At 39.5% G+C, this 23869-nt stretch carries 27 protein-coding genes, 1 tRNA gene and 1 pseudogene; 6 read left to right on the forward strand and 23 right to left on the reverse strand.

The genetic code is table 11. The annotated features are described in order from the left end of the window. The coding region (locus tag CUU64_RS22380; RefSeq protein WP_219621885.1) for a hypothetical protein at positions 1 to 204 on the forward strand (204 nt) is incomplete at its 5' end. A gap of 711 nt (positions 205 to 915) precedes the next feature. Here CUU64_RS22380 and CUU64_RS18755 read toward each other — a convergent pair. The 5 genes from CUU64_RS18755 to CUU64_RS18775 all read right to left on the reverse strand — a co-directional run bounded on the left by CUU64_RS18755 (position 916) and on the right by CUU64_RS18775 (position 5029). After that, complete coding sequence (locus CUU64_RS18755; protein ID WP_101635202.1) at positions 916 to 1623, reverse strand: hypothetical protein; 708 nt, start codon at positions 1621 to 1623, stop codon at positions 916 to 918. Positions 1624 to 1869: 246 nt separating this feature from the next. After that, positions 1870 to 2295 (reverse strand): OsmC family protein, encoded by a 426-nt coding sequence (locus tag CUU64_RS18760; RefSeq protein WP_101635203.1) that lies wholly within the window; start codon positions 2293 to 2295, stop codon positions 1870 to 1872. Between the two features lie 159 nt (positions 2296 to 2454). Beyond that, on the reverse strand, positions 2455 to 3459 hold the full coding sequence (locus CUU64_RS18765) for an aliphatic sulfonate ABC transporter substrate-binding protein (RefSeq protein ID WP_374702739.1): 1005 nt from the start codon (positions 3457 to 3459) through the stop codon (positions 2455 to 2457). Between the two features lie 36 nt (positions 3460 to 3495). Then, the gene (locus tag CUU64_RS18770; protein ID WP_101635205.1) at positions 3496 to 4254 is read right to left on the reverse strand and encodes an ABC transporter permease; all 759 of its coding nucleotides are present in this window, start codon (positions 4252 to 4254) and stop codon (positions 3496 to 3498) included. After that, positions 4187 to 5029, reverse strand: a complete 843-nt coding sequence (locus CUU64_RS18775; RefSeq protein WP_101635206.1) for an ABC transporter ATP-binding protein — start codon at positions 5027 to 5029, stop codon at positions 4187 to 4189. The genes CUU64_RS18770 and CUU64_RS18775 overlap by 68 nt, the downstream gene beginning before the upstream one ends. A 247-nt stretch (positions 5030 to 5276) precedes the next feature. Between CUU64_RS18775 and cysK the strand changes: the two genes are divergently transcribed. Continuing rightward, the gene (cysK, locus tag CUU64_RS18780) at positions 5277 to 6188 is read left to right on the forward strand and encodes a cysteine synthase A (RefSeq protein ID WP_101635207.1); all 912 of its coding nucleotides are present in this window, start codon (positions 5277 to 5279) and stop codon (positions 6186 to 6188) included. Positions 6189 to 6431: 243 nt separating this feature from the next. Here cysK and CUU64_RS18785 read toward each other — a convergent pair whose 3' ends face one another. From CUU64_RS18785 to CUU64_RS18825, 9 genes and pseudogenes are all read right to left on the reverse strand, one after another. Further along, positions 6432 to 7208, reverse strand: a complete 777-nt coding sequence (locus CUU64_RS18785) for a sulfite exporter TauE/SafE family protein (protein WP_101635208.1) — start codon at positions 7206 to 7208, stop codon at positions 6432 to 6434. Positions 7209 to 7265: 57 nt separating this feature from the next. Next, complete coding sequence (locus CUU64_RS18790) at positions 7266 to 7493, reverse strand: sulfurtransferase TusA family protein (protein ID WP_101635209.1); 228 nt, start codon at positions 7491 to 7493, stop codon at positions 7266 to 7268. A 46-nt stretch (positions 7494 to 7539) separates the two neighbouring features. Beyond that, positions 7540 to 8667: an MBL fold metallo-hydrolase gene (locus CUU64_RS18795; protein WP_101635210.1), complete on the reverse strand. Its 1128-nt coding sequence runs from the start codon at positions 8665 to 8667 to the stop codon at positions 7540 to 7542. A 126-nt stretch (positions 8668 to 8793) separates the two neighbouring features. Beyond that, positions 8794 to 9369, reverse strand: coding sequence for a sulfurtransferase TusA family protein (locus tag CUU64_RS18800; protein WP_101635211.1), 576 nt, complete (start codon positions 9367 to 9369; stop codon positions 8794 to 8796). A 54-nt stretch (positions 9370 to 9423) separates the two neighbouring features. Next, positions 9424 to 9720, reverse strand: a complete 297-nt coding sequence (locus CUU64_RS18805) for a rhodanese-like domain-containing protein (protein WP_101635212.1) — start codon at positions 9718 to 9720, stop codon at positions 9424 to 9426. Positions 9721 to 9747: 27 nt separating this feature from the next. Further along, the gene (locus tag CUU64_RS18810) at positions 9748 to 10230 is read right to left on the reverse strand and encodes a DsrE/DsrF/DrsH-like family protein (RefSeq protein WP_101635213.1); all 483 of its coding nucleotides are present in this window, start codon (positions 10228 to 10230) and stop codon (positions 9748 to 9750) included. A gap of 74 nt (positions 10231 to 10304) precedes the next feature. Continuing rightward, positions 10305 to 10495: pseudogene (locus CUU64_RS18815) on the reverse strand (sulfurtransferase TusA family protein). A gap of 205 nt (positions 10496 to 10700) precedes the next feature. Then, on the reverse strand, positions 10701 to 10961 hold the full coding sequence (locus tag CUU64_RS18820) for a metal-sensitive transcriptional regulator (RefSeq protein WP_101635214.1): 261 nt from the start codon (positions 10959 to 10961) through the stop codon (positions 10701 to 10703). After that, positions 10951 to 11319, reverse strand: coding sequence for a sulfurtransferase (locus CUU64_RS18825; protein WP_101635215.1), 369 nt, complete (start codon positions 11317 to 11319; stop codon positions 10951 to 10953). The genes CUU64_RS18820 and CUU64_RS18825 overlap by 11 nt, the downstream gene beginning before the upstream one ends. A 721-nt stretch (positions 11320 to 12040) precedes the next feature. On the opposite strand from CUU64_RS18825, the gene CUU64_RS18830 reads away from it, so the two are divergent. After that, positions 12041 to 13435, forward strand: coding sequence for a hypothetical protein (locus CUU64_RS18830; RefSeq protein ID WP_142383660.1), 1395 nt, complete (start codon positions 12041 to 12043; stop codon positions 13433 to 13435). 652 nt (positions 13436 to 14087) lie between these two features. Here the strand turns inward: CUU64_RS18830 and groL are convergent. Further along, positions 14088 to 15719, reverse strand: coding sequence for a chaperonin GroEL (gene groL, locus CUU64_RS18835; RefSeq protein ID WP_101635217.1), 1632 nt, complete (start codon positions 15717 to 15719; stop codon positions 14088 to 14090). Positions 15720 to 15769: 50 nt separating this feature from the next. Then, positions 15770 to 16054 carry a co-chaperone GroES gene (gene groES / locus CUU64_RS18840; RefSeq protein ID WP_101635218.1) on the reverse strand — a complete coding sequence of 95 codons (285 nt, stop codon included), beginning with the start codon at positions 16052 to 16054 and terminating at the stop codon, positions 15770 to 15772. 376 nt (positions 16055 to 16430) lie between these two features. On the opposite strand from groES, the gene CUU64_RS18845 reads away from it, so the two are divergent. Together CUU64_RS18845 and CUU64_RS18850 are read left to right on the forward strand one after the other, a co-directional pair. Next, a complete protein-coding gene (locus CUU64_RS18845; RefSeq protein ID WP_101635219.1) occupies positions 16431 to 17162 on the forward strand; it encodes a CPBP family intramembrane glutamic endopeptidase in 732 nt (243 codons plus the stop codon). Beyond that, entirely contained in the window at positions 17159 to 17365 is a 207-nt protein-coding gene (locus tag CUU64_RS18850) for a YdiK family protein (protein WP_101635220.1), read from the forward strand. The genes CUU64_RS18845 and CUU64_RS18850 overlap by 4 nt, the downstream gene beginning before the upstream one ends. A gap of 34 nt (positions 17366 to 17399) precedes the next feature. On the opposite strand, the gene CUU64_RS18855 is transcribed toward CUU64_RS18850, so the two are convergent. Both CUU64_RS18855 and moaC read right to left on the reverse strand, forming a co-directional pair. Beyond that, on the reverse strand, positions 17400 to 18071 hold the full coding sequence (locus CUU64_RS18855) for a redox-sensing transcriptional repressor Rex (RefSeq protein WP_101635226.1): 672 nt from the start codon (positions 18069 to 18071) through the stop codon (positions 17400 to 17402). A gap of 41 nt (positions 18072 to 18112) precedes the next feature. Next, positions 18113 to 18613 (reverse strand): cyclic pyranopterin monophosphate synthase MoaC, encoded by a 501-nt coding sequence (gene moaC / locus CUU64_RS18860; protein ID WP_101635221.1) that lies wholly within the window; start codon positions 18611 to 18613, stop codon positions 18113 to 18115. A 139-nt stretch (positions 18614 to 18752) separates the two neighbouring features. Here moaC and CUU64_RS18865 point away from each other — a divergent pair, with 139 nt between their 5' ends. Continuing rightward, positions 18753 to 20678, forward strand: coding sequence for an ABC-F family ATP-binding cassette domain-containing protein (locus CUU64_RS18865; protein WP_101635222.1), 1926 nt, complete (start codon positions 18753 to 18755; stop codon positions 20676 to 20678). A 254-nt stretch (positions 20679 to 20932) separates the two neighbouring features. Here the strand turns inward: CUU64_RS18865 and tsaD are convergent, their stop codons facing one another. From tsaD to CUU64_RS18890, 5 genes are all read right to left on the reverse strand, one after another. Then, a complete protein-coding gene (gene tsaD, locus CUU64_RS18870; RefSeq protein WP_101635223.1) occupies positions 20933 to 21955 on the reverse strand; it encodes a tRNA (adenosine(37)-N6)-threonylcarbamoyltransferase complex transferase subunit TsaD in 1023 nt (340 codons plus the stop codon). Beyond that, complete coding sequence (gene rimI, locus CUU64_RS18875; protein WP_101635227.1) at positions 21955 to 22404, reverse strand: ribosomal protein S18-alanine N-acetyltransferase; 450 nt, start codon at positions 22402 to 22404, stop codon at positions 21955 to 21957. The genes tsaD and rimI overlap by 1 nt, the downstream gene beginning before the upstream one ends. Before the next feature lie 47 nt (positions 22405 to 22451). Continuing rightward, a complete protein-coding gene (gene tsaB / locus CUU64_RS18880; RefSeq protein WP_101635224.1) occupies positions 22452 to 23144 on the reverse strand; it encodes a tRNA (adenosine(37)-N6)-threonylcarbamoyltransferase complex dimerization subunit type 1 TsaB in 693 nt (230 codons plus the stop codon). After that, positions 23141 to 23596: a tRNA (adenosine(37)-N6)-threonylcarbamoyltransferase complex ATPase subunit type 1 TsaE gene (tsaE, locus tag CUU64_RS18885; protein ID WP_101635225.1), complete on the reverse strand. Its 456-nt coding sequence runs from the start codon at positions 23594 to 23596 to the stop codon at positions 23141 to 23143. The genes tsaB and tsaE overlap by 4 nt, the downstream gene beginning before the upstream one ends. 193 nt (positions 23597 to 23789) lie before the next feature. After that, positions 23790 to 23863: transfer RNA gene (locus CUU64_RS18890), tRNA-Met, on the reverse strand. Positions 23864 to 23869: the final 6 nt, after the last annotated feature.

Raw genomic sequence — 23869 nt, forward strand, 5'->3', positions numbered from 1 at the left:
TACGGGGCAGTTCACCCCCTTAGGAAGAGGCTTTTTGCAAAGGAATGTCAATGGATTTGCAATAATGGTTGTATTGGTGATATATATATTGCTCCCTCATATCCAGTTCCATCAATAAGTAACTTTTACATTTCTTTTTTTAAAATTTCTACTTTTTTTGTATCTCAGCATAAATATATCGCATTATATTTCAATAAGGGTTAATAAGAGTTAAATGATTGATTGAGGAATTTGAAGGACGCTTCCCATAAGCTGGCCGAACTTTCGGGAAGCTTGTTTTGTAACGTAGTATAGTATGTTTATTTCTTATTCTGTAAAAACAAATCAGGAGTAATAAGCTTCTAAATTTGTCGAAATCTAATTATACTTTGTAGTATTTCTCGGGAAATTGTTGAAAATTGAAATACGGTGATTTTAAATCGCATTTGAATTTTCTGCTTATTTTTCGATACCTAGCTGACGGAAATTATTTAGCTCTAAGTGTGACCATAGGTAACAATGGTCTCTCACTTATCCTTCCACTCTTCAGTAGAAGATCTGCTTGATTTGGATGTACTTCCAAACGACCGATCACAATGTATCTTTAGATATGGTTCCTTATTATATCGTCCAGCGATACGAACAACAAAACTAACAGAGCTGGGGACTTAAGGCTAAACATATCTGTTTTTAGTATAGGAATTTATATCAGATGTAAACTCCATTAATAGCTCATTTAAACATTTTGTTTTTGACACATTTCACCCTGCGAATTGGTCACCGCTATCTGTTTAGTGGGTTCGTGCTTATCCGTTTTTATCATATACGTATATAAATAGATATGCCTTGGGGTTCTGTCTATATCGCGTAACGCTATAAACTTCGATATCAAAGAATACACTAGATGTTTCATTTGTTTTCCTGACCGAGCAAACCTTATTTCCGGAATATCGAGAAAAGCGCTCCCCATTTAACTTTAGGTTTTTGTATGGCTTCTTCTAAACGTTTATTAAAATCATTTTGTAAATTCCATTCTTTTTTCTGTTCATCCCGCATATTTTGTAATTCTTTTTGAAAGAGTTCACTTCTTTGTTGTTCTTGTTCCAGCAATGATTCATAATGGTTTTTTTGTTGTTCCGTTAATTTTTCAATTTTTGCATTCGTTCTTTGTGCTGAGTTCCCAATAGTCGAACTAATAATATGGTGGTCTTGCTGCAGACGGGCAACCTTTGTTTTAAGCTGTGACATATCGTTTACCAATTGAACATTCATTTCACGCGCGGCTGCCAGTTCGTTGACTAAATACCTTAAGGCCTCTTTTAGTTGATGGGGATCTTCGGGTGAATTTTCGTATGTATCGGTTACCGCTATATCCGTTTCTTTGGACCCTCTTAATCTTTCTTTTTGTTCATCTACAAGGTCTTTAGCTGTATCGTCTAGTGGCTTGTCCGTATCGCGTAATGCTATAAGGGCTCTAATGTCAGATTGAACAAATATCCGCCGGTCGCCATCTTTCAAAAACTCATAGCCATTCCGCTCAAGGATTTGGCCATACTTTCGAACAGTGGGTGTTGCAATTCCTACTTCTTCTGCAACCTCCTTGGAAGAGAAAGCTCGTTCATTCGGCTGTATATCGTGTCGCATATCGCACCTCCTCACTCAATATGAAGGCTTTTAGAGTCATTTTCAAGAGTCATATCGCCCATGTCTATCCTAGTGTAAGTAATGCCGATTTGGAGCTTGTCTATCTAACTTTATTTTTAGGCTAGCCATTTTGCCCTTCACATGAAGTTATTGCATTCTTCTTTAGACAGAATCCCTATGTTACAAATTCCTTTTCTTTACTGTACAAAGCAATTCTTGACTAACACTAACAACAAATCGACCAGCTTAAATATTTTTGCTACTTTCAACACCATTTATAGAATAGCTTGCTACAATGTTTGCATTTAATGAATGAGACACCGAGCAATACTTATCTTTGGATAATTTTATCGCGCGCACAACTTTGTCTTCAGGTAAGTTTCCTTCCAAAGCATAATGAATATGAAAATCAGTAAACCGCTTTGGGTCTTCATTAGCCCGTAAGCCCTCTATTTCCATCTGAAAGAAAGTTGGTTCAAAGCGCATTTTCTTCAAAATAAGTACAATATCAATACCGGTACAGCCGGCAAGAGAATATAATAATAGCTCTGTCGGTCTTGCCCCACTATTTTGTCCTCCTACCTCTGGGGCAGCATCCATCTTAATTTCATGGCCGGATGGAGTTATACCGGAAAAAGCCATGTTCCCTGTCCATTTAATTGTTGATTTCATTCAGTGTCATTCCTTTCAGTTTGGGTTTCCTAGTAATCTTGACTCAAAGACAATTAATTAAAATATATTCTAACCTTTTAAACATTACAGGAATTTTATCACATAAAAAAGGTTTTGAGCTTTTTAAAAGCCCAAAACCTTTTCATGTCACTCAAATCTTTATTTTACTTCCTCAAGCAATTTCAGGTCCACCATACCTTTAATATCATTGCTCGGAACATAACCCGCTTCCTTGCTGATATCGGCCATTTCCTGAATAACTTTTTCATTTACATCGGTTGTTACAGTAAGACGTGAGAAAGCGGCTTTAACTTCGTCTTTATTTAACTCTTTTCCTGTTAAATCTTTAAGGTGCTTAATTACGATTTCCTGGCTTTCTTCAGGGTTGTTCTGTATGAATTCCACAGCCTTCTTGTGAGCAGTCAAATAAGCCTTTGCAAAATCCTTATTTTCCACGAAGTCTTTTCTTGCAGCTACTACTGTATTTGTTGATTCTTTCCCCCATGCGAACTTATCCCAATCAAGCAGTAGTTTCCCTTTTGCCTGATTTTCTAAGACATACCCCCATGGTTCCTGGGTTGCAGCTGCGTCCACAGACTTCTGGACAAAAAGTGACGCTGTGTCCGCCGGAGCAGCGGCATACAAATCGACTGTACCACCATTCGTTTTCGCTTTCAAGTTAACTTCTTGAAGTGCTTTTCTTAACATCACGTCCTGGGTACTACCAATGACCGGAATCGCTACTTTTTTACCGTCTAAATCTTCTAGACTATCAATCTTGCTATCTTCTCTTGCCACAAGAACCGCCCCACCGTTAACAGCTCCGGAGATCAGACGGTATTCCTTGTTTTTAACGTAAAAGTTAAGAAGAGGTCCCGGTCCTACAGTACCAACATCAATAGCCTTTGTAGACATAGCTTCCATAAACAAACCGCCATTTGTCACAGTCTTCGTTTTGATCGTAATATCCTTGCCAAAAGATTCTTTAAAGAAACCCTTCTCTAGAGCTACAATTGTTGCTATATGAGTTAGATTTGGAAAATAACCAATTGTTACAGTCTTATCATTAGAACCGCCAGCTTCATTGTTTCCCGATTGTCCACATGCGCTCAACACACCTGCTAATAATATGAATACTAGCAGAAAAGACATATATTTCTTCATGATTTTCTCTCCTTATTATGGCTTTAATTTAAATTTCTATCGTCCTCTTAATCCCCATTTTACTTCAACATTTCTTTCCAACCTCGAAAAAACAACATTGTCTACGATTGTACCAATAATGGCAATTATGATCATTACTGAAATGACCAGATCCATTTGTCCAAGCGAGCGTCCCATTTCAAGGAGCTGTCCGAGCCCGCCCCCTCCGCCAAGAAGTTCCCCGGCCATCAGCGCACGCCAGGAAAATGCCCACGCAATTCTAAGGCCTGAAATAATTTGCGGTACAGATGCGGGTAAGATAACAGTACGGAGAAAATGGAAACCGCTTGAACCATACGTCTTTGCAACACGTTGGTACAGCTGTGGAACATTCTTAAATCCACTTGTTGCGTTCACAGTCATTGTCCAGGTCGCCCCGATTGTCACAATGAACAAGATGGAAATATCGTTCAACCCAAACCAAATAATCGCTAACGGAAACCATACGATACTTGGTATCGATTGAAGAGCTGTAACAACGAATCCCAACGTATCTTCGACAATTTTAAAACGCCAAATAAAGTAGCCCAAGATCAATCCAACAATGATGGCAATCATAAATCCAAGCAGGATACGGCCAAGGCTTTTACCGATGGCTGCAGTGATTTGTCCGCTGATTAATCCATTCACAAGCGTTTCAAACACTTGGGTGAGACTTGGGAACATAAATTCCGGAAGGCCGGATAATTTAGATGTGACTTCCCATATCGCCGCTATCGCCGCGATGAAGATGATTCGTCTTAAAGCTGTAGTCATCACCAATCTCCTCCTTCAGTACCTTCTCTATTTCCTCCTGCAAGATTGATAATATTTTTTGTTCCGTATGTAACGTCACGCCGTCAGGCATCACTCCATCCTTCATCGTAGGAACTGTGATGGTTTCTTTGATCTTGCCTGGCCGGGTTGCAAATACGACAACTTGTTCGGAAAGAAGCACCGCTTCCCTGATATTGTGAGTGACAAAAAAGATCGTTACTTTTGTTTTTCTCCAGATTTCGAGAAGTTCTTTGTGAAGGACCATTCTTGTCTGCTCATCAAGTGCAGAGAATGGCTCATCCATTAAAAGAATATCAGGTTCCATTACTAACGCTCTTGCAATAGAAACCCTTTGTTTCATTCCCCCTGAAAGCTGGTGAGGGTAAGAATCGACGTACCGGCTAAGGTGAACCATTTTTAAGACTTCCAGCGCTTTTTGGTTTGCCTGTTCCTTCGGCATTTTTTTTAGCAGCAGCCCGTATGTTACATTTTCCAATACGGTCAGCCATGGAAACAGACCCGCCTCTTGAAACACTACTACCCGTTCAGGGCCTGGTTTTGTCACCAAATTGCCAGCAACCCGAATCTCGCCTTGATCCGCTTTATCTAAGCCGGCTATTAGGTAAAGCAGTGTTGATTTACCACAACCTGAAGGGCCAACAATTGATACAAAACTCCCCTTCTCAACATTCAGGTTAATGTTTTCAAGAACTTTGACTTGTTCTTTTCTCTCATTAATAAAACTCTTCTCGATACCATCTATCGTCAAGTACATGCTGTCACCTCAATTTTAAATCCAAGTAGGTCTATTAGTTTTCTTATTTATAATGATGAATACGTCGGTTTTTGTCAACAACTATTCAATGAATTAAGGTAATCTTCTGATATTCCTCTGGAAGATTATCGTTTATGAACATTTAATATTTAATTATCACCTTAGCTATTTTTATATAGCTGTACCCTTTGGTAATATATAAGGATGTCGATTGTCGAATTTACTTATTTTGTGGGGGTTGTCGTTAATGAGAGTTGTAAATAATATCACGGATTTAATTGGAGATACACCTGTAGTCCGGCTACACAAGATCGTTCCGGAAGGCGCTGCCGAAGTTTATGTAAAGCTTGAAATGTTTAATCCATCCCGCAGTGTAAAAGACCGAGCAGCTTATAATATGATTCAGACAGCGGAAGAAAAAGGTATAATTAAACCAGGGGATACCATTATTGAGCCTACGAGCGGGAATACAGGAATCGGCTTGGCGATGACTGCAGCTGCTAAAGGATATAGAGCCATTTTGGTCATGCCCGATAATATGACAAAAGAGCGCATTAATATTTTAAAAGCCTATGGAGCGGAAGTTGTATTAACTCCCAGCGAAAAGAAAATGCCCGGTGCTATCGAAAAAGCGTTAGAGCTGAAAAATGAAATTCCAGGAAGCTTTATCCCTCAACAGTTCGAAAATAAAGCAAATCCTGATGTTCACCGAGGTACTACAGCTCTAGAAATTTTTGACCAAATGGATGGTCGTTTAGATGGATTTGTAGCTACCGCTGGTACAGGGGGAACGATTACGGGTACAGGGGAGAAATTAAAAGAACTGCTGCCGGACCTTTATATCGCTGTAGTTGAACCCAAAGGATCACCAGTACTTTCCGGTGGTAGACCGGGTCCACATAAATTAGTAGGAACTAGTCCGGGTTTTGTACCGAATATATTAAACACCGAACTTTATAATGAGATTTTCCAGATAGCAGATGAAGAAGCAATTGAAATGTTTAAAAAGTTGGCACGAGAGGAAGGAATTTTTGTAGGCCCATCAGCAGGAGCGGCAGTGTATGCAGCCATTGAACTGGCTAAACGTTTCGGGACCGGTAAAAGGGTTCTTTGTATCGCTCCGGATACTGGGGAGAGATATTTAAGTATGGAATTATAATAAGAAAGGGTCGTAAACGTCGCATTAGTTCTATATCTTCTGTTTATTAATGATAAAAATCCACCTTGAAAGTCTTGTATATATCAGATAGATAAATTAGCGTCCTTTTGTTTTTATAGAAATTTATATAAGTTTACCTATCTATCACTTTGTTAATTTTAATAGCCTCAAAAAATAGAAAGGTCTATGTAACATTAAAAAGAGATTTTTCTCTTTATAAATGCTACATAGACCTTTAAAGCATTATAAAATATCTAACCAGATTTTAACTGCAGTTGCTGTTATTAACACAGCTAATATAATCTGAAGAATTTTTGTATTTATCTTTTTCCCCGCCATTGCACCAAAAGGGGATGCGATTAGGCTCGCGATAACCATGATCAGGGCAGGATAATAATCAACTTGCCCGGTTGTAATTTTACCAACCGTTGCACCGATGGAGGAAATAAAGGTTATGGCTAATGAGGAAGCAATCGTCATCCTTGTCGGTATCTTTAAGACAACCAGCATAATTGGAACCAATATAAACGCTCCTGCCGCCCCGACAATCCCACTGCCGATCCCAACAATCAGTGATAAAGATGCAGCCAGCCACTTGTTAAACCTTACTTGGTCAAGAGGAATATCATCGATTCCCTTCTTTCGAATAAACATCATAATAGCAGCTATCAATGCCAATACGCCATATATAATGTTTATGCCCTCTTCGGACATTAACTTGGAACCATATCCTCCAATGAAACTACCTGCTAAGATACTGATTCCCATGTAGCCAATCAGCGACTTATTGAGATAGCCTCCTTTCCGATAGGCCCAAACTCCACCAATCGTAGCGAAAAAAACTTGAACAGCACTAATACCCGAAACTTCATGTGCACTAAATGCTGCTAAGCCGAATAAGGGTGGAATATACAAAAGCATCGGATATTTAATGATGGATCCGCCGATTCCAAGCATCCCTGATATATAGGAGCCTATGAATCCGATTAAAAAGATGGTAATAATAAATGTTATGTCCATCTGTGGTCCCTCCCTTGCCAAAAGGGAACCAGATTTGGTTCCCCTTTCCTTTATGTCTTAACCTTTTTTAATCCAGAATTTTAACACGCCATTTTCTTCTGTTGATTGCAATAGCTCATGCCCACCAGAGTTTGACCATGCGGCCAAGTCAGCCTTTGCCCCCTTATCTGTCGCATGTACTTCTAAAACTTGGCCAGATTGCAGTTCATTGATCGCTTTCTTAGTCTTAACAATTGGCATTGGGCAAGCAAGGCCCTTTGCGTCTAATACTTTATCTGAATTCATCTTTTCATCTCTCCTATTTCTTATTAATTATTTACGTTATTTTTATTTATCGAACCGCACAACGATTTGGTCCGATTTCCATCTCGCGTTGCTGCTCTTCATCAGGTGTGGTCTTACCCATATTGGTTTCACGGATTTCCTGATATGCGTTTGGCTGCGGAGGCAGGTTGCCGGTAACCATACTTCTGAACTCTGCTTCATCAGCAATGTTCAAGCCATGATTTTCCGCGAATAGTGTTCTTAATTTCTTTGCAACACTGCCGTCATCGTTCAATTCCTCGATGATCATGAAGTGAGCCGGAAGCACAATCAGTTCTTCTGAAAGTTCTCTATAACGCTTATATAGAGTCTCTCTTAAGTCCCCCACCCAATCTTCAGCAAGTCCTGCCAAATCCGGTCTTCCAATTGAATCGATGAACAGGATATCCCCTGAAAGCAAATACTTTTCATCCACTAAAAAGGAAGTGGAACCGATGGTGTGACCCGGTGAGTAGATGGCTTCAATATTAATCGTTGTATTCCCAATGGTTACACTGTTTTCGTCTTCTAATGGCTGGTAATCGAATGTTACCTCTGTTGCATCTTTCGGAGGAAGCCAATAAGTGGCATTCATCTTTTCCGCAATGGTTCTCCCGCCTGAAATGTGATCAGCATGAAGGTGTGTATCAAATACATTTGTGATTTTTGCCCCGATGCTTTCTGCAAACTCTGTGTAGACTTCCGTCATACGGGTTGAATCAATGATTGCTGCCTCACCATTAGAAACAACCATATAAGATAAACAGCCTTTCCCAATGCGGACAAATTGGTATATTTCACCATCACCTTTTAGATCCCCAACCTTAACAGGTTCTAAATATTCACTCCATGCTTTCATTCCGCCTTTCAGGTATGAAACATCACGGTTTGCTTCCGATAACATTTCAGCGACCATGATCGATGAGCCTTCTTTCGCACATACGACTAATATTTCTTTATCGGTTGGTATTTGATTCAAAATTTCTTCTACTCCGTCCAGCAAATCAAAATAGGGAATGTTCAGGTACTGGAAATTTTGTCCTTCGATTTTCCAATCTTTAAAAGCATCTTTATTTCGCACATCCAAAATGAACAATTCCTTCTTATTGAATACTCGTTGTGTAACATCTTTAGCCGTCATAATATTCAATGTCATATACAATACCCCCTCCAGTATATTTATTGGTAAAAAAATTTAATTAAAGAAAAATGTTAACGCGACATCCCATCTTTTTGTGAATACAGAGGGATTGGATTACAAAATGATCCACCTTGAATAAAACTAAAGGTTGAGGCTAACAGTATCCCCTGACCACTTACTCATGCCCGGTACTACATTGGACACTTTAGTAAAGCCATTTGCCGTTAATTTTTGCGCTGCTAAATCACTGCGGCTGCCTGTACGGCATACAACAAATATTTGATCCTCTTTATTTAACTCATTAAGCCGGCTTTCTAATTTTCCTAATGGAATAGAAATAGAGTTTGGAATATGGTTAAACACATACTCTGCCTCTTCCCTTACATCCAGAATGACGATTTCCTCATTGGACGCTAATTTTGATTGAAGATCATCATTGCTGATAATGTGAGGATGCTTTGTTTCCGCTGTTTCTTCACCTGAAGCCTTTCTTAGGTAGTGCTTTAAAACTTCTCCCTCTTCAATAGTACCTAAATATTGATGGCCTGTACTCTCAGCCCATGCTTTGATGTCAGGTTTTGAACCTTTATCAGTAGCTTGAACCTCCAATACTTGGCCTGCCTCTAACTGGGTCATTGCCTTTTTCGTTTTTACAATCGGCATCGGGCAAGCTAAGCCTTTTGCATCTAATGTAACATTTGATTTAATAATTTCCATAAGAAATCCCCCTTCAGAATATACCCCAACAGGTATTTATCGTCCAAAAATTTTTTATTCTGTTTTTCCTTCCCAAGCAAGCATTCCGCCAGTCATATTAATAACTTTAAAACCTTGTCCCTCAAGGAACTGGGTAGCCCTTCCACTTCTTCCTCCTGATCGGCAAACCATGATATATTCCTTTGGCTTATCCAAATCCTGAAGTTTAAATTCAAGAAGCCCTAACGGAATGTGAATGGCATTGGGGATTTTCCCTTGTGCCACTTCGTCAACTTCTCGTACGTCAATAATATTGAGTGTTTTTCCTTCATTTATTAACTCTTCAACTTCTTTAGCAGTGATCTGTTTCATTTACTGTCACTTCCTTCTCCCTTACATTTAGATAAATAAGTTTACATTCCCATTCTCGGCTTCCCCTAAATAAGCTGCCACTCCAGCATATTCAATCCCATCCAATAACTCCTCTTGCTGAAGTCCTAGAAGATCCATTGTCATTGTACATGCAATTAGCTTTACTTCCTGTTCTTGCGCCATCTCGATTAATTGTGGCAATGTCATAGCATTATGCCTCTTGATCACCTGCTTGATCATCTTAGGTCCCATTCCAGCAAAGTTCATTTTTGATAAACCCATTTTGTCAGCGCCGCGTGGCATCATTTTTGCAAACATCTTTTCAAGGAAGCCTTTATTTAAAGTTAACGGCTCATCCTTTCTTAAAGCATTTAAGCCCCAAAATGTATGAAAGATAGTTACTTCATGATCGTAAGCTGCTGCACCATTAGCAATGATGTAAGCAGCCATTGCTTTATCATAGTCGCCACTAAAAAGAATAATCGTTGTTTTTTTCTTTTGTTCTGTCATTGTTATATCCCCCTATAGTTATCTCTGTTTTTAAAAAATTAACCCTTTTTGATCCAAAACTTTAAAACGTTAATTTATTCCTCATGGTTTAATATTTCGTTGCCAGTAGACTTAGCCCATGCTGTTAAGTCTGCTTTCGCTCCTTTATCTATTGCATGAACTTCCAACACCTGACCTAATTGCAATTCATTGATCGCTTTTTTTGTTTTTATGATGGCATAAGATAGGCCAAACCCTTTGCATCTAATACTTTATCGGATTCCATTGTTATTTCTCTTCTAAATCCCTTTGCACCTGTACCCCCATGGGTATTTTAAAAACTAAAAATAAAAAGAGGTATATATTTTATACCACTACCCCTACCCCTACTGGTATTTATATAATTAAAAATAAAAGAGGCTCGGATGGTTATACTATTACCCCTATGGGTATATATTATTAAAAATAAAAAGAGGTGTCAACCTCTATTTTTATCTGCTTTTGATCAACAATTCAACAGCTTGTTTTACGAGATGATCTGTGCTTTCGCCTCGTTCGACATTTTCCCGAACACATTGTTCCAAGTTCTCACTTACAATGACACCTATTGTACGGTCAATCGCATTACGCGCAGCCGACAGTTGTGTCACAATATCCCTACAGTCTTTTCCTTGTTCCATCATTCCTAAAACACCTTTTAATTGGCCTTCAATCCGTTTCAAACGATTTATCACATTTTTATCATACTCCATGGTCTATCCCACCTTTCTCGTTACCAGGACCGTTTGATATTTCATAACTGGTTACATTAAAACCTTTTCTTTTCAAAAATCGAATCCCCAAATTCAACTCTAATCTATTAGAAGCTATTACATGTATCTTACCCGGTGTAATCTCACTATTAAAACGCCGTAGATAGGCATAAGGTATATTTAAGGATTCGCGCTTTATATCATTGGCTTTGTTATTATAATCCCTTATATCCAAAATCGTTGTGTCAGGTTCATGAAAACCGGTGTCATTACAACGGACATTCTGAACAGGGACATAGCGGTTATAGATGCTGGTACCTAGAATGGCGACAGTCAAAAAAAATACTGAAATTAACATATCCACCACCAAATCTTATGATAGAGTAATCATATACCCATATGGGTATATTGTCAAGCAGGGTAAACTTTCCTAATCCAGCTTTCTAAATTAATATTTGTGTTGTTTTTTCATGTTATACATAACGGAATATATGATCAAGCAAATATCCAAGAAATCTTCAAAAGCACTTTTAAAATCAGAAAAGACTTCCTCCTTGTTTTCAGGAAGTAGTCTTTTCTTAGAATAAATTCTTGTGATCAGTCTCGTTTAGGTCGAAAATGTACTTAACCATTTCTCAAAGATAAGTGGTTAAATTACATCATGCCTCCCCTAAGGTGAGAGTGTGTAATATCTTTCACTCTGTATGCGTAAAGTGCGGAATATAAAGGTTTTCCTAAAATCTTACTGTTACATCTTTAACGGGAATTTACCGTTTTTCATTGGATTGCGTTAGCAAAATGTTAGCAATTTACTATTCTGAATGCAGATATGGTACCGAATCTGCCGCGTTTTATACCAGCAGTCACACTCTAATTTTCTACCATTTGTTATTAACGGGTTCACTATAGTAATTGGCAATGGTTTTAAATGCAAAAGACTAATCCACCTTTTTTATCGACGAATTAGGCTTGCATATACTTCTTATATACACACGGGACATGCCTACTCAATTTACTCATTTTTGATTCGAGTTAATTAGTGGTACAATTAGAATAAGAATCGTGAAGGGATGATGAAATTGAAAAACGAACGTGTTATGTCTATTGAAGATACTAACCCAAATATCACATTCACCATTGAGGGTCTCTACTTTTTCCAAGGATTTCAAGTGATAGAGGCTTACAAGAATGACGGATGTTATTATGCATTTTATTACAAAAATCAATTTCTTACCGAAAAAAAGACAACAAAAATAAAACGAAACTCAACACTTGCTAAAATATTAACACAAGGTGTATACATTCCTTCTCCTCATCCTCTTCTTGATTGCTTTACATCCAAGCATCCCTTGCAACAATCCCCAACATTAAACGTAACCTGGAAAAAAATAAATAAAACCTACCCTAAAGTTGAAGCAGCATACATTTTAACCGCTTTTGATTGTTATATAAAAAAAGAAAAACTCATTTCCATTGTGAAGGATATTTGTTTACAATTCCGTAGAGATGGAGATTTTCTTAATGCCTATAGCATTCTCCGACTAGTAGTAGAAAAATATCCTACTAATGAATGGGCTCGTTCTTTAATTAGTCATCTTGACTATCATAAATACTCACTCCATTATCAATCTGATCCAGTAACTTTGCTTAAATATGACTCCATTTATGCCGAAAACGAGTTGTATTCAAATAAAGAAAGTGCTCCTTTTTTTCATCTACTTCAGAAAAAATTACGTTCAGAATCAAGAGAACAGGAATGTCTCGCCTTATATTTCGATAGATTAACGAAAGAAACACAGCAGTTCAGTGAGCTTTTTCATGAATTTATTGAATTATTATCTACCTATTATTCAGAACAAGAATCCCTCTCGATCCTACAAAGCCTTTACAAGGAAACCATCTCAACAGAAAACAAAGCAATCGTGCAAGTACAATACCTTTCCATTTTATGGATATCAAAGCAATACCAGGGAATTTTCACAGTACTCGCACAACATAAAGAGCCGTTATCAAAGGCTCAAATGGATTTATTCCTAAAAGCCCTCCATCAACTAGGTCCATCTTATTCCATCCCGTTTGAACTCATTAACACTAATAATTTAGTTCATACAGACAAGGAGCAATTAGAACAGCTGATGCTAATCCTTATTCCAAAACTCTTTGAAAAAAACAATATTAACTATGTATATAACTGGCTAAAGCCTCTTCTCCATCTATCCTTAGCCTCTTTTCACACCATTAAAACCATGTATCACATCCAAGAAGAGCCTGACCAACAGTTCTATTTGGGACAATTATATTACCAGCTAGACCAACTGCCTCAAGCCGTCGACTGCTTTCTATGGGACATCGAGATGAATCCTTCCAGCTCTAAACCCATCAAGTGGTTAATAAAAGTATATCGTGAACTCGGTATGCTAGAAGAATCCAAATCCTATCAACACTTGTACAAACTTGTTCAAAAAAGCTCATAAAGGAAAAAGTAAGTAGTTCAATTCTGGGGTACAAAACAGTAAAAACACTGCTTTTCGCGTACGAATTGCGTTAAAAAATTCGTATACATTTTCTATTATTATGACAACATTTGGATAATTTTCATGTGTGTTTTTGCACTTGAACATACCATTCACAAGTATGGGATAAATTTTATTGTAGGCTTGTGTTTTGTATTGTGAATTCACCTACGAAAGAACAAAAAAAGCCACATCGAAATTCAATTCATCATGGCACAACCCTTTAATTTACTTTCATAGTATGAGTCTACTACGTAATAAAAGAGTACTCCAAGTCTTTTCCATTTAGGGAAAGTGATCTTATTGAAAATCAACAAATGAGGTACATATCAATGGCTGCAATCAAAGACCGACTAAGCAGAAGTGGTAAGTAGATTAGCCATTACCGATTTAATTTTTAACCAGAAGTAGCAATAAGAAATAATCATGGAGTAGATTGTAGATCATTAAGGGATTATTATTAATATGCATCAGCTCTATCATCAGTAAAAAATGAAAAAGGCTTCTCAATTATTTTTTTCAAATAACGAGAAGCCTCTTTTATTTACCTAATGTTAGCATTTTGTTAGCAAATTACACATGAACCCTTATATATCAAGGGTCTGAGTGGTCATCACATCATGCCGCCCATACCGCCCATGCCGCCCATGTCAGGCATTCCAGCACCAGCGTTTTCTTCTGGTTTATCAGCCACAACTGCTTCTGTAGTTAAGAACATAGCCGCTACAGATCCAGCGTTTTGTAGAGCGGAACGAGTTACTTTTGTTGGGTCCACGATACCAGCTTCGATCATGTTTACCCATTCGCCAGTAGCTGCGTTGAAGCCAGTGCCAACTGCTTCGCGCTTTAAGCGTTCTACGATTACAGAACCTTCAAGGCCAGCGTTGTGAGCGATTTGGCGTACAGGCTCTTCGATGGCACGCAATACGATGTTTACACCTGTTGCTTCGTCGCCTTCTGCTTGAAGCTCAGAAACTTTGTTGTACACGTTAAGAAGGGCAGTACCACCACCCGCAACGATTCCTTCTTCAACAGCTGCACGTGTAGAGTTTAAAGCATCCTCAATGCGAAGCTTGCGTTCTTTCAATTCTGTTTCAGTAGCAGCACCAACTTTGATGACCGCAACACCGCCAGCTAACTTAGCAAGACGCTCTTGTAATTTTTCACGATCGAATTCAGAAGTAGTTTCTTCCAATTGAACGCGGATTTGGTTGACACGAGCCTGGATTGCCGCAGTTTCGCCAGCGCCTTCTACGATTGTAGTGTTTTCTTTAGATACAACAACTTTTGAAGCGCGTCCTAAAGATTCTACAGTAGCAGATTTAAGGTCAAGACCTACTTCTTCAGTGATTACTTCACCGCCTGTTAGTGCAGCGATGTCTTCCAGCATAGCTTTACGGCGGTCACCAAAACCAGGAGCTTTTACAGCTACTGCGTTAAATGTACCACGAAGCTTGTTAACAACAAGAGTTGCCAACGCTTCACCTTCAACATCTTCAGCAATCAACAATAGTGGCTTGCCCTGTTGAACGACTTGTTCCAGAACAGGAAGGATTTCCTGGATGCTTGAAATTTTCTTGTCAGTGATCAAAATATATGGGTTTTCTAAGACAGCTTCCATTTTATCTGAATCTGTCACCATGTATGGAGATGCATATCCGCGGTCGAATTGCATACCTTCTACTACATCAAGCTCAGTAGTGAAGCCTTTTGATTCTTCGATTGTGATAACACCGTCGTTTCCAACGCGCTCCATAGCTTCAGCGATTAATTGGCCCACTTCTTCATCAGCTGAAGAAATAGCTGCAACCTGCGCAATAGAAGCTTTGCCTTCGATTGGCTTGGAAATTGCTTTTAGTTCTTCGATAGCAGCTTTTACCGCTTTCTCGATCCCTTTACGAATTCCCATTGGGTTAGCGCCTGCTGTTACGTTCTTAAGTCCTTCGCGGATCATTGCTTGGGCAAGAACTGTAGCTGTAGTTGTACCGTCACCGGCAACATCATTTGTCTTGCTTGCTACTTCAGCTACTAGCTTTGCTCCCATGTTTTCGAAAGCGTCTTCTAATTCGATCTCTTTTGCGATTGTTACACCGTCATTTGTAATAAGCGGAGACCCGAATTTCTTTTCAAGAACCACGTTGCGTCCTTTTGGTCCAAGAGTTACTTTTACTGCATTCGCAAGTGCGTCCACACCGCGAAGCATGGAACGGCGAGCGTCTTCACTAAATTTAATATCTTTAGCCATTTATGAATACCTCCCAGGATTTTTTAGAATCAGTTAAGTATGTTTTGCGATTATCCGATAACTGCTAAGATGTCGCTTTCACGTAAAATTAAGTATTCTGTTCCTTCATATTTCACTTCAGTGCCTGCATATTTTGAGAAGATGATTTTATCGCCTTGTGAAACCTCAAGAGCAACACGTTCGCCGTTTTCAAGCACACGGCCTGTTCCAACAGCTACTACTTTACCTTCTTGCGGCTTTTCTTTTGCAGTATCTGGCAATACGATACCGCTAGCTGTCTTTTCTTCTGATTCAACCAGTTCAATTACCACGCGATCACCTAATGGTTTTAACAAGTGAAACAACCTCCTCGGATTTCTTTGAAAATTTGTTCTACAATTTTGTTAGCACTCTACAACCTTGAGTGCTAACATCAATTATTATATTAAATAAATCATGCCTTTTTTGCAAGCAGGAAAAGAAAAAAAATCTCATTAATTTCCTAATTGACAAAAAGAATGAAATCTCGATATCGATGCGATGCTTACATTGGAGTTATGAATCAAAATTTGATACTCTTTAGGTTAGGACCTATTTATTATCACCAAAATTTTATATTGGCAACCATGTTTTTCTAAAATTTAATGATCCAGCATCCATCATGAACATATGGATTTCGTATAAAATAAATAACGTAGGCGCAACCACCAGACACTAAAGGAGAAATATTAGTTGAAGAGAGAGTATTGGTTTGTCATCATCACCTATATTGCGATGCAATTATCAAGCATTGTCGGGGTGCCCGTCTTATCTATGATCGGATTGAACCTTGGATACCCTGCTGACGAGGTTGCCATAAAGTCAGGGGCTTATTGGATTGTCATCAGTTTTTCAGCAGCCCTCCTGTTTGTTTTATATTTCATGCGGAAAGATATCGGGGAAAATGCCACGAGGAGCCAGGCTTCTATTCCCGCTTCTGTCGGCTGGGCGGTTGCTGGTGTGTTTCTTGCCCTTTTTTCCCAGTCAATTGCAGGTGCGATTGAACAAATGCTTGGCATTAAACCCGGATCTGAAAATACCCAGCAAATCCTTTCACTCATTGAACAGGTTCCGTTAGTCATTTTTGTGAGTTCTGTCATGGGGCCAATTCTTGAGGAAATTATTTTCAGAAAAATAATATTTGGGTCCTTATATAAACGATTTAATTTCTTTATATCGGCTTTCATAAGCTCAGTCATTTTTGGCCTCGCGCATTTCGAACTGGTCCATATCCTCTTGTATTCTGCAATGGGATTTACCTTTGCTTTTTTATATGTCAAGACAAAACGGATCCTAGTCCCCATTTTTGCCCATGTGGCCATGAACACTTTGGTTGTTATCTTTCAGTCGGTTTATCGGGAAGATATCGATAAGATGCTAAGGGAAATGGAAAATGCAATGGCCTTCATCGGAGGTTTACTATGAGACGCTCACCATTAACATCAGGATTACTCTATTTTGGTTTAGGTGTTCTATTTACCATCTTTGCCATTCAAAATGTTTCTGAACACGGCTGGGGATTTTTCTCCTATATCTTCATACTTCTCGCCACGCTCGATTTTGGCTCAGGGATTCGCATGATCATGCTTCATTTTAAAGTAAAATCCATTCAAAAGAACAAGAAGTAAACAAAAACGCTGCCTAAGGAAGGCAGCGTTTTCTTTAGTTTTCGGTAGAAACAGTCTCCTCTTCCTGCGATACTGGGTAATGTTTTAAAAAATATACCAATGATTGAAGCTCAACAGCAAGGTCAATATGGTGGATCCTGATGGAGGAAGGCACATTTAACCTGGCTGGCGTAAAATTCAGGATCCCTTTAATATTTGACTCAACTAATCTGTCCGTAATCTGCTGCGCTACCTGTGCCGGTACAGTCAATATAGCAACGGCTACATTTTGTTCCTGTAGCCTTAGTTCAATCTCATCCATGTGGTATACAGGCACATCACCAATTTTTGTACCCACTTTATTTTCGTCAACATCAAAAGCCATTTCAATTTTCGTATTATTGTTTTTTAAAAAATTATAATTTAAAAATGCGGTTCCGAGATTCCCAACGCCAATCAAAGCTACTTCTGTCAACTCATCCTGGTCCAGCGTTTTCCTGAAAAAGGACAATAGATAATTTACATTGTAGCCGTACCCTTTTTTCCCGAGGGCTCCAAAATAGGAGAAATCCCGCCTGATTGTAGCAGAGTCAACTTTTACTGCTTCACTAAGCTCCGCGGAAGAAACTCTTTGTTTACCTGATGAATGGAGATTTTTCAAAAAACGATAGTATAATGGCAGCCTCTTTGCCGTGGCTTGCGGAATCCTAATTGTTTCTTGGTTCATTGTGTTCCCCCGCTTTCTTCCGTCTGTCCTCAGAGGGACCGTCATTCTATTTTATTGATCTGCCTCTTATAGTCGGGGCTTGACACTCCGCCTGTTTTCTCTACTAAATAAGTTGGGCCAATGACCATTCCCTTATCAACAGCCTTGCACATGTCGTATACAGTGAGCGCGGTTACAGACGCTGCTGTTAGCGCTTCCATTTCTACACCTGTACTCCCTTTTGTCTTCGCTGTCACGGTAATGATTAACCGGTGGCCGCTTTCCTCTTTTCCCCATTGGAAGGAGATATTAACCCCTGAAAGTGGAATGGGATGGCACATTGGGATTATGGTGGAAGTACTTTTGCTTGCCATAATGCCCGCAACCTGTGCCACGGCAAGGACATCACCTTTTTTCATGGTATTGGCAGCAATACTTTCGTAAATTTCATCATTCAATAATATACTTGATTGCGCGGTGGCAGTGCGTACGGTCTCTGGCTTTTCACTTACATCGACCATCTTTGCTCTGCCCTGCTCGTTAAAATGAGTAAATTCAGCCAAAATAAACACCTCTCAAATTGATAATACACTATTTTCCGTTTTTTGTGTTCAGGTTTGTTGACTTTTTCACATAAACGCCCTGTTGGCGATATATGCCCGTATGAGTTACACTAATAATATTGCATTAGAGGTGAAAACTATGATTTTATTACAAATCAATCAATTATCCAAATATTATGGTGCTGAGCTTATTTTATCCAATATTAAGCTTGAAGTTCAAAATAGAGATAGAATTGCATTAGTTGGCCGCAATGGCGCTGGGAAGTCTACCCTTCTCAAAATCATCGCCGGTCAAATGTCGTTTGACAATGGTGAATTGATCCGCCCAAAGGGTGTGACAATTGGCTACCTTGCGCAGGATACAGGACTCGAATCTAATCTATCGATTTGGGATGAGATGTTGACGGTTTTTTCCGGTCTTCTGCGAAAGGAAAAAGAACTTAGAAGACTAGAGGAAAAGATGGCAGTTCCTGAAATATTCCAAAACGAAGCTTCCTATCAAAAGGTACTGAAGGAGTACGATGAGCTCCAGTTTTCCTACAAAGATGAAGGAGGCTACCAATACGAGGCAGATATCCGCTCTGTCCTTCACGGCCTTCAATTTGCTGACTATGATGTCTCAACCCCAATTTCAAGTTTAAGCGGCGGCCAAAAAACGAGACTTGCCCTTGGCAAACTTCTGCTAAAGAAACCTGATATCCTGATACTTGATGAACCGACCAACCATTTAGACATTGAAACCTTGTCCTGGCTTGAACAATATCTTCAAGGGTATCAAGGTGCTGTGCTGATTGTATCACATGACCGCTATTTTTTAGATAAAGTAGTGAATCAGGTGTATGAAATCTCACGAAATGCCATCAGGAAATACCATGGGAACTTTAGTAGTTACTTGGTGAAAAAAGCGGAAGATTATGAACGGGACCTGAAACAATTTGAAAAACAACAAGAAGAAATTGAAAAACTACGAGATTTTGTCCAGAAAAATATTACGAGGGCTTCTACGACAAAACGGGCACAGAGCCGTCGAAAGCAATTGGAAAAAATGGAAGTCCTGGACAAGCCCCAGGGAGATGAAAAATCCGCCAGCTTCTCATTTGAAATCGAACGACAAAGCGGAAATGAAGTACTTAACATTGATCACTTGGCCATCGGCTATGAGAAGGACACAGTTTCGGAAAATATTTCAATGAGAATAACAAAAGGTGAAAGCATTGCCCTGGTCGGTCCAAACGGTGTCGGAAAATCGACACTGCTTAAAACACTTATTGGAAGGCTTCCTGCTATAGCAGGGGCATTTCGTTTCGGGACAAATGTCCAAGTAAGCTATTACGATCAGGAACAGGCTGAACTAGTATCAAACAAGCGGGTACTTAATGAATTGTGGGACGAACATCCGCTAAGACCGGAAAAAGAGATCCGTACCATACTTGGTAATTTCCTGTTTTCAGGCGATGATGTCCTAAAGACCGTTTCTACTTTAAGCGGTGGAGAAAAGGCACGTCTTGCGCTCGCCAAAATCATGATGGAAAAAGGCAACCTGTTAATAATGGACGAGCCAACAAACCATTTGGATCTTGACAGCAAAATGGTTCTCGAAAATGCACTTATCGACTATCCGGGAACAATTCTCTTTGTTTCCCATGACCGGTATTTCATCAACCGGATTGCCACAAAAGTAATGGAGCTTTCAAACAATGGCAATGAGGAATTCCTTGGAGATTATGACTATTACATTCAAAAAAAGCAGGAACAGGCTGAAATCAAGGAGCTTGAACAGTCTGGAAATATTGTCAAAATAACAAAAGCTGATGAGAAAACAAATTATAAAATAGATAAAGAAGCAAAAAAACTGGAACGACAGCGTAAACGGAGGTTAGAGGAAGTCGAGCTAGGGATGGAAAAACTGGAGAGTGAAATCAAAGAATATAATGATGAACTTTGTCGTCCCGAAGTTTTTCAGGATCACGAAAAAGTCCAAGAAATACAGGAAAAATTGGATAAAGCTCAAACCACACTTGATCTGTTAATGGAAGAATGGGCCGAACTTGAGGAAATGGTTTGAAAATAAAACGGAGCCTTATCGCTCCGTTTTATTATATAGTTATCAACAGGTTATCAACTAGATTATTACCAATATGAACACTTATTCCACAGTAATATAATGACTTTTCCACATTATCCACATTTTTTATCCTACTTATCCACAAAAACACCCCTTTATTCACAGGTAGTTCTGTTTTTCAATCTATTTATCCACATAGGGTATGTAATCAGGAAGGTAAACTAAAAATAAAAAGCCTGTTCCGCTGAACAGACTTAAAACATTGGTTGTTCAATATCAAGACCGGGATTTCCATTTAAAGCAAGGTTTGATCTTTTTCCTTTTTCATAGAGGACACTTCCTGCAGCAGCAATCATTGCAGCATTATCCGTACATAAATACAGAGGCGGAATAACTAATTCAATTTCAGGAAAGGACGCAAAAGCATCGGTAAGTGCCGCACGCAGGCCTTTGTTAGCTGCAACCCCGCCCGCTAACAAGACTTGCTTCACTTCATATGCTTTTGCAGCCTGCAGCGTTTTAGTCACAAGCACTTCAATCACGCTTTCCTGGAAGCTTGCCGCAAGATCTGCAGGCTTAATTGTCTCACCTCGCTGATTAGCGTTGTGCAGTGTATTGATAACAGCCGATTTCAACCCACTAAAGCTAAAATCATATGAGCCTTCAAGCCACGCACGAGGAAGCTTCAAGCTAGGATTCCCTTCGTGGGCAAGCCGGTCGATGTGCGGTCCACCTGGGTATGGAAGATTTAATGTGCGTGCTACCTTATCATATGCCTCTCCTGCCGCATCATCCCTTGTTTCACCGATTACGGCAAAGTCTCCATGCTCCCTAAGGAGTACCAATTCAGTATGCCCTCCTGATACCACAAGAGATAAAGCGGGGAATGTCAGTTCAGTCACAAGCCTATTTGCATAAATATGCCCTGCTATATGATGAACACCAACCAGCGGTATGTTATGAGCGAAGGCAATGGCCTTTGCTGCATTTACCCCAATTAAAAGGGCCCCGACCAGGCCAGGGCCTTCGGTAACGGCAATCGCATCAATATCGCTGTATGTGATACCTGCCTGATTCAGAGCTTCCTCCAAGACAATTGTCATCTGCTCCACATGATGTCTTGAAGCTATTTCAGGCACCACGCCGCCAAAACGCTTATGGCTTTCGATCTGAGAAGCTACTACATTACTCAAGATCTCTTTCCCGTTTTTAATGACTGCTGCCGCCGTCTCATCACAGCTAGTTTCAATTCCTAAAATGATCTGATCTTTTTTCACTATATATTCACCCACATTACATAAGCATCTTCTTGATTATCCGTGTAATAATTTTTACGGATTCCGCCTTTTTGAAAACCAAGTTTCTTATAAAGTGATTGAGCCACAAGATTGCTGACCCGAACCTCGAGTGTAATTCTCGTAACACCCATGCTTTTGGATAGCTCTATCATCTTCAACAGCAAGGCTTCACCCAATTTTCTTCCTCTATATTCCGGCAGGACGGCAATATTTGTGATGTGGGATTCATCCATTACAATCCATGCCCCACAATACCCTGCAATCCTACCGTCATCTTCTAACACAATATACCTGGCAAACTGATTATGATAAAGCTCATTATAAAAAGCTTCCTTGCTCCAAGGCAAAGTAAATGATTGCTTTTCTACAATCATTATCTGATCGATGTCCTCTTCTCTCATAAACCGAAATGTCATCGTTTTACTCATTGAAATCGGTCTCTTCCTTTTTATATATTTTGATGTAAGATATGCAATCAATCCCGTTGCTGCCCTAACCATTTTGCCTCTGCCTCTGCCAGCCGCACATAGTTTGGTACGAATGAATGGATATCTTCCCCTTCCTTCTCGATCCCTAACAATGCAAGTTCACCCGGTCTAGGGTTATATAAAGCAGACGGTGTAAAAAAAGCAGTATCGCCTAAAATACTTTCAAGGGCTTCTTTATGAATTGGCGTGTCATTTCCGATAAATAAAACAGGTTCATTATATTGCTGCATTTCACCTGCCCAATCGGTCGCTAAAATATTAGTATCTTCTCTTAATGCTTCAAGGCGATTATCGTTATAACGATATAATCCCGTATATATCTGGCCTCTCCGCGCGTCAAATAAGGGAGAGAGAATTCCATTGAAATAACGGCCATTTGCCGCAAGAATCTCCAAGCTTGATACACCCACTAAAGGTATGTTAAGCGTCCAGGCCAACGTCTTGGCAATGGTAACGCCAATCCGGACTCCGGTATAAGACCCCGGCCCTTTGGCAACCACAATTTTTTCAAGATCACTTGTTTGTATTTCGCAATCCTTTAACAATGCTTCAATCGCAGGCATGACCCTTAACGAGTGGTTTTTCTTGATGTTTGTAATATATTCGCCAATAACTTGGTTCTCTCTGGCCAGAGCAATCCCTAAAGCAAAATTCGATGTATCAATTGCTAATACTGTCATGAAACAATCTCCTTACATAAGCTAACATATCTGTCTCCGCAAGGTTTAAGTACCAGGCGCCTGCTTGAATCACCAAGACGGAAAATATGAATGGTCAACAGGTCTTCGGGAAGCTGGTCTTTTATCAAATGGGCCCATTCAATGACAGTTACCCCATCATCTTCAAAATACTCCTCAAAGCCCAACTCTTCCTCTGTATCGCTCACACGGTATACATCCATGTGGTATAAAGGAAGATCCCCCTGATATTCTTTTATAATTGTAAACGTAGGGCTATTAACATTTCTTGTTACTCCAAGTCCGCAGGCGATTCCTTTAGTAAATGCCGTTTTGCCAGCACCTAAATCCCCTTCTAAAGCGATTACATCTCCCGCACGGAGCTTACCAGCCAGATTTTTTGCAAATCTGAACGTGTCTTCCTCGTTATTCGAAACGAATTCGAACTGCTGCATACCATCTTCACCTTTATCTAATATTCGATTAACATACCTTACAAAAACCAATTTAAAAAAAATCCTAGGATACTTCCCTAAGAATTTTTGGCTTATAGCTAGTGTACCTTTTTTTATGTAAAGAAACAAATACTCGCAATTAACGAATTTTTAGGCATAAAAAAAAGCGAAACTTGGTTTCGCTTTTTGATGATTGCGGGGACAGGATTTGAACCTGCGACCTTCGGGTTATGAGCCCGACGAGCTACCAGACTGCTCCACCCCGCGATGATA

It is taken from the genome of Bacillus sp. V5-8f, from assembly GCF_002863565.1.
Taxonomy (GTDB): domain Bacteria; phylum Bacillota; class Bacilli; order Bacillales; family DSM-1321; genus Peribacillus.

Bases quoted from the DNA above. Each gene is read 5' to 3' on its own strand.
- CUU64_RS18770 (WP_101635205.1), bottom strand. From the start codon at position 4,254: ATGACTACAGCTTTAAGACGAATCATCTTCATCGCGGCGATAGCGGCG.
- CUU64_RS18820 (WP_101635214.1), bottom strand. From the start codon at position 10,961: ATGGAGTATGATAAAAATGTGATAAATCGTTTGAAACGGATTGAAGGC.
- tsaE (WP_101635225.1), bottom strand. From the start codon at position 23,596: ATGCAGCAGTTCGAATTCGTTTCGAATAACGAGGAAGACACGTTCAGA.
- CUU64_RS18825 (WP_101635215.1), bottom strand. From the start codon at position 11,319: ATGTTAATTTCAGTATTTTTTTTGACTGTCGCCATTCTAGGTACCAGC.
- CUU64_RS18755 (WP_101635202.1), bottom strand. From the start codon at position 1,623: ATGCGACACGATATACAGCCGAATGAACGAGCTTTCTCTTCCAAGGAG.
- CUU64_RS18855 (WP_101635226.1), bottom strand. From the start codon at position 18,071: ATGAACCAAGAAACAATTAGGATTCCGCAAGCCACGGCAAAGAGGCTG.
- CUU64_RS18790 (WP_101635209.1), bottom strand. From the start codon at position 7,493: ATGAATTCAGATAAAGTATTAGACGCAAAGGGCCTTGCTTGCCCAATG.
- cysK (WP_101635207.1), top strand. From the start codon at position 5,277: ATGAGAGTTGTAAATAATATCACGGATTTAATTGGAGATACACCTGTA.
- CUU64_RS18810 (WP_101635213.1), bottom strand. From the start codon at position 10,230: ATGACAGAACAAAAGAAAAAAACAACGATTATTCTTTTTAGTGGCGAC.
- tsaB (WP_101635224.1), bottom strand. From the start codon at position 23,144: ATGACAGTATTAGCAATTGATACATCGAATTTTGCTTTAGGGATTGCT.
- CUU64_RS18760 (WP_101635203.1), bottom strand. From the start codon at position 2,295: ATGAAATCAACAATTAAATGGACAGGGAACATGGCTTTTTCCGGTATA.
- CUU64_RS18775 (WP_101635206.1), bottom strand. From the start codon at position 5,029: ATGTACTTGACGATAGATGGTATCGAGAAGAGTTTTATTAATGAGAGA.
- rimI (WP_101635227.1), bottom strand. From the start codon at position 22,404: ATGAGTAAAACGATGACATTTCGGTTTATGAGAGAAGAGGACATCGAT.
- CUU64_RS18850 (WP_101635220.1), top strand. From the start codon at position 17,159: ATGAGACGCTCACCATTAACATCAGGATTACTCTATTTTGGTTTAGGT.
- CUU64_RS18805 (WP_101635212.1), bottom strand. From the start codon at position 9,720: ATGAAACAGATCACTGCTAAAGAAGTTGAAGAGTTAATAAATGAAGGA.
- CUU64_RS18800 (WP_101635211.1), bottom strand. From the start codon at position 9,369: ATGGAAATTATTAAATCAAATGTTACATTAGATGCAAAAGGCTTAGCT.
- CUU64_RS18765 (WP_374702739.1), bottom strand. From the start codon at position 3,459: ATGAAGAAATATATGTCTTTTCTGCTAGTATTCATATTATTAGCAGGT.
- CUU64_RS18865 (WP_101635222.1), top strand. From the start codon at position 18,753: ATGATTTTATTACAAATCAATCAATTATCCAAATATTATGGTGCTGAG.
- CUU64_RS18785 (WP_101635208.1), bottom strand. From the start codon at position 7,208: ATGGACATAACATTTATTATTACCATCTTTTTAATCGGATTCATAGGC.
- groL (WP_101635217.1), bottom strand. From the start codon at position 15,719: ATGGCTAAAGATATTAAATTTAGTGAAGACGCTCGCCGTTCCATGCTT.
- CUU64_RS18795 (WP_101635210.1), bottom strand. From the start codon at position 8,667: ATGACATTGAATATTATGACGGCTAAAGATGTTACACAACGAGTATTC.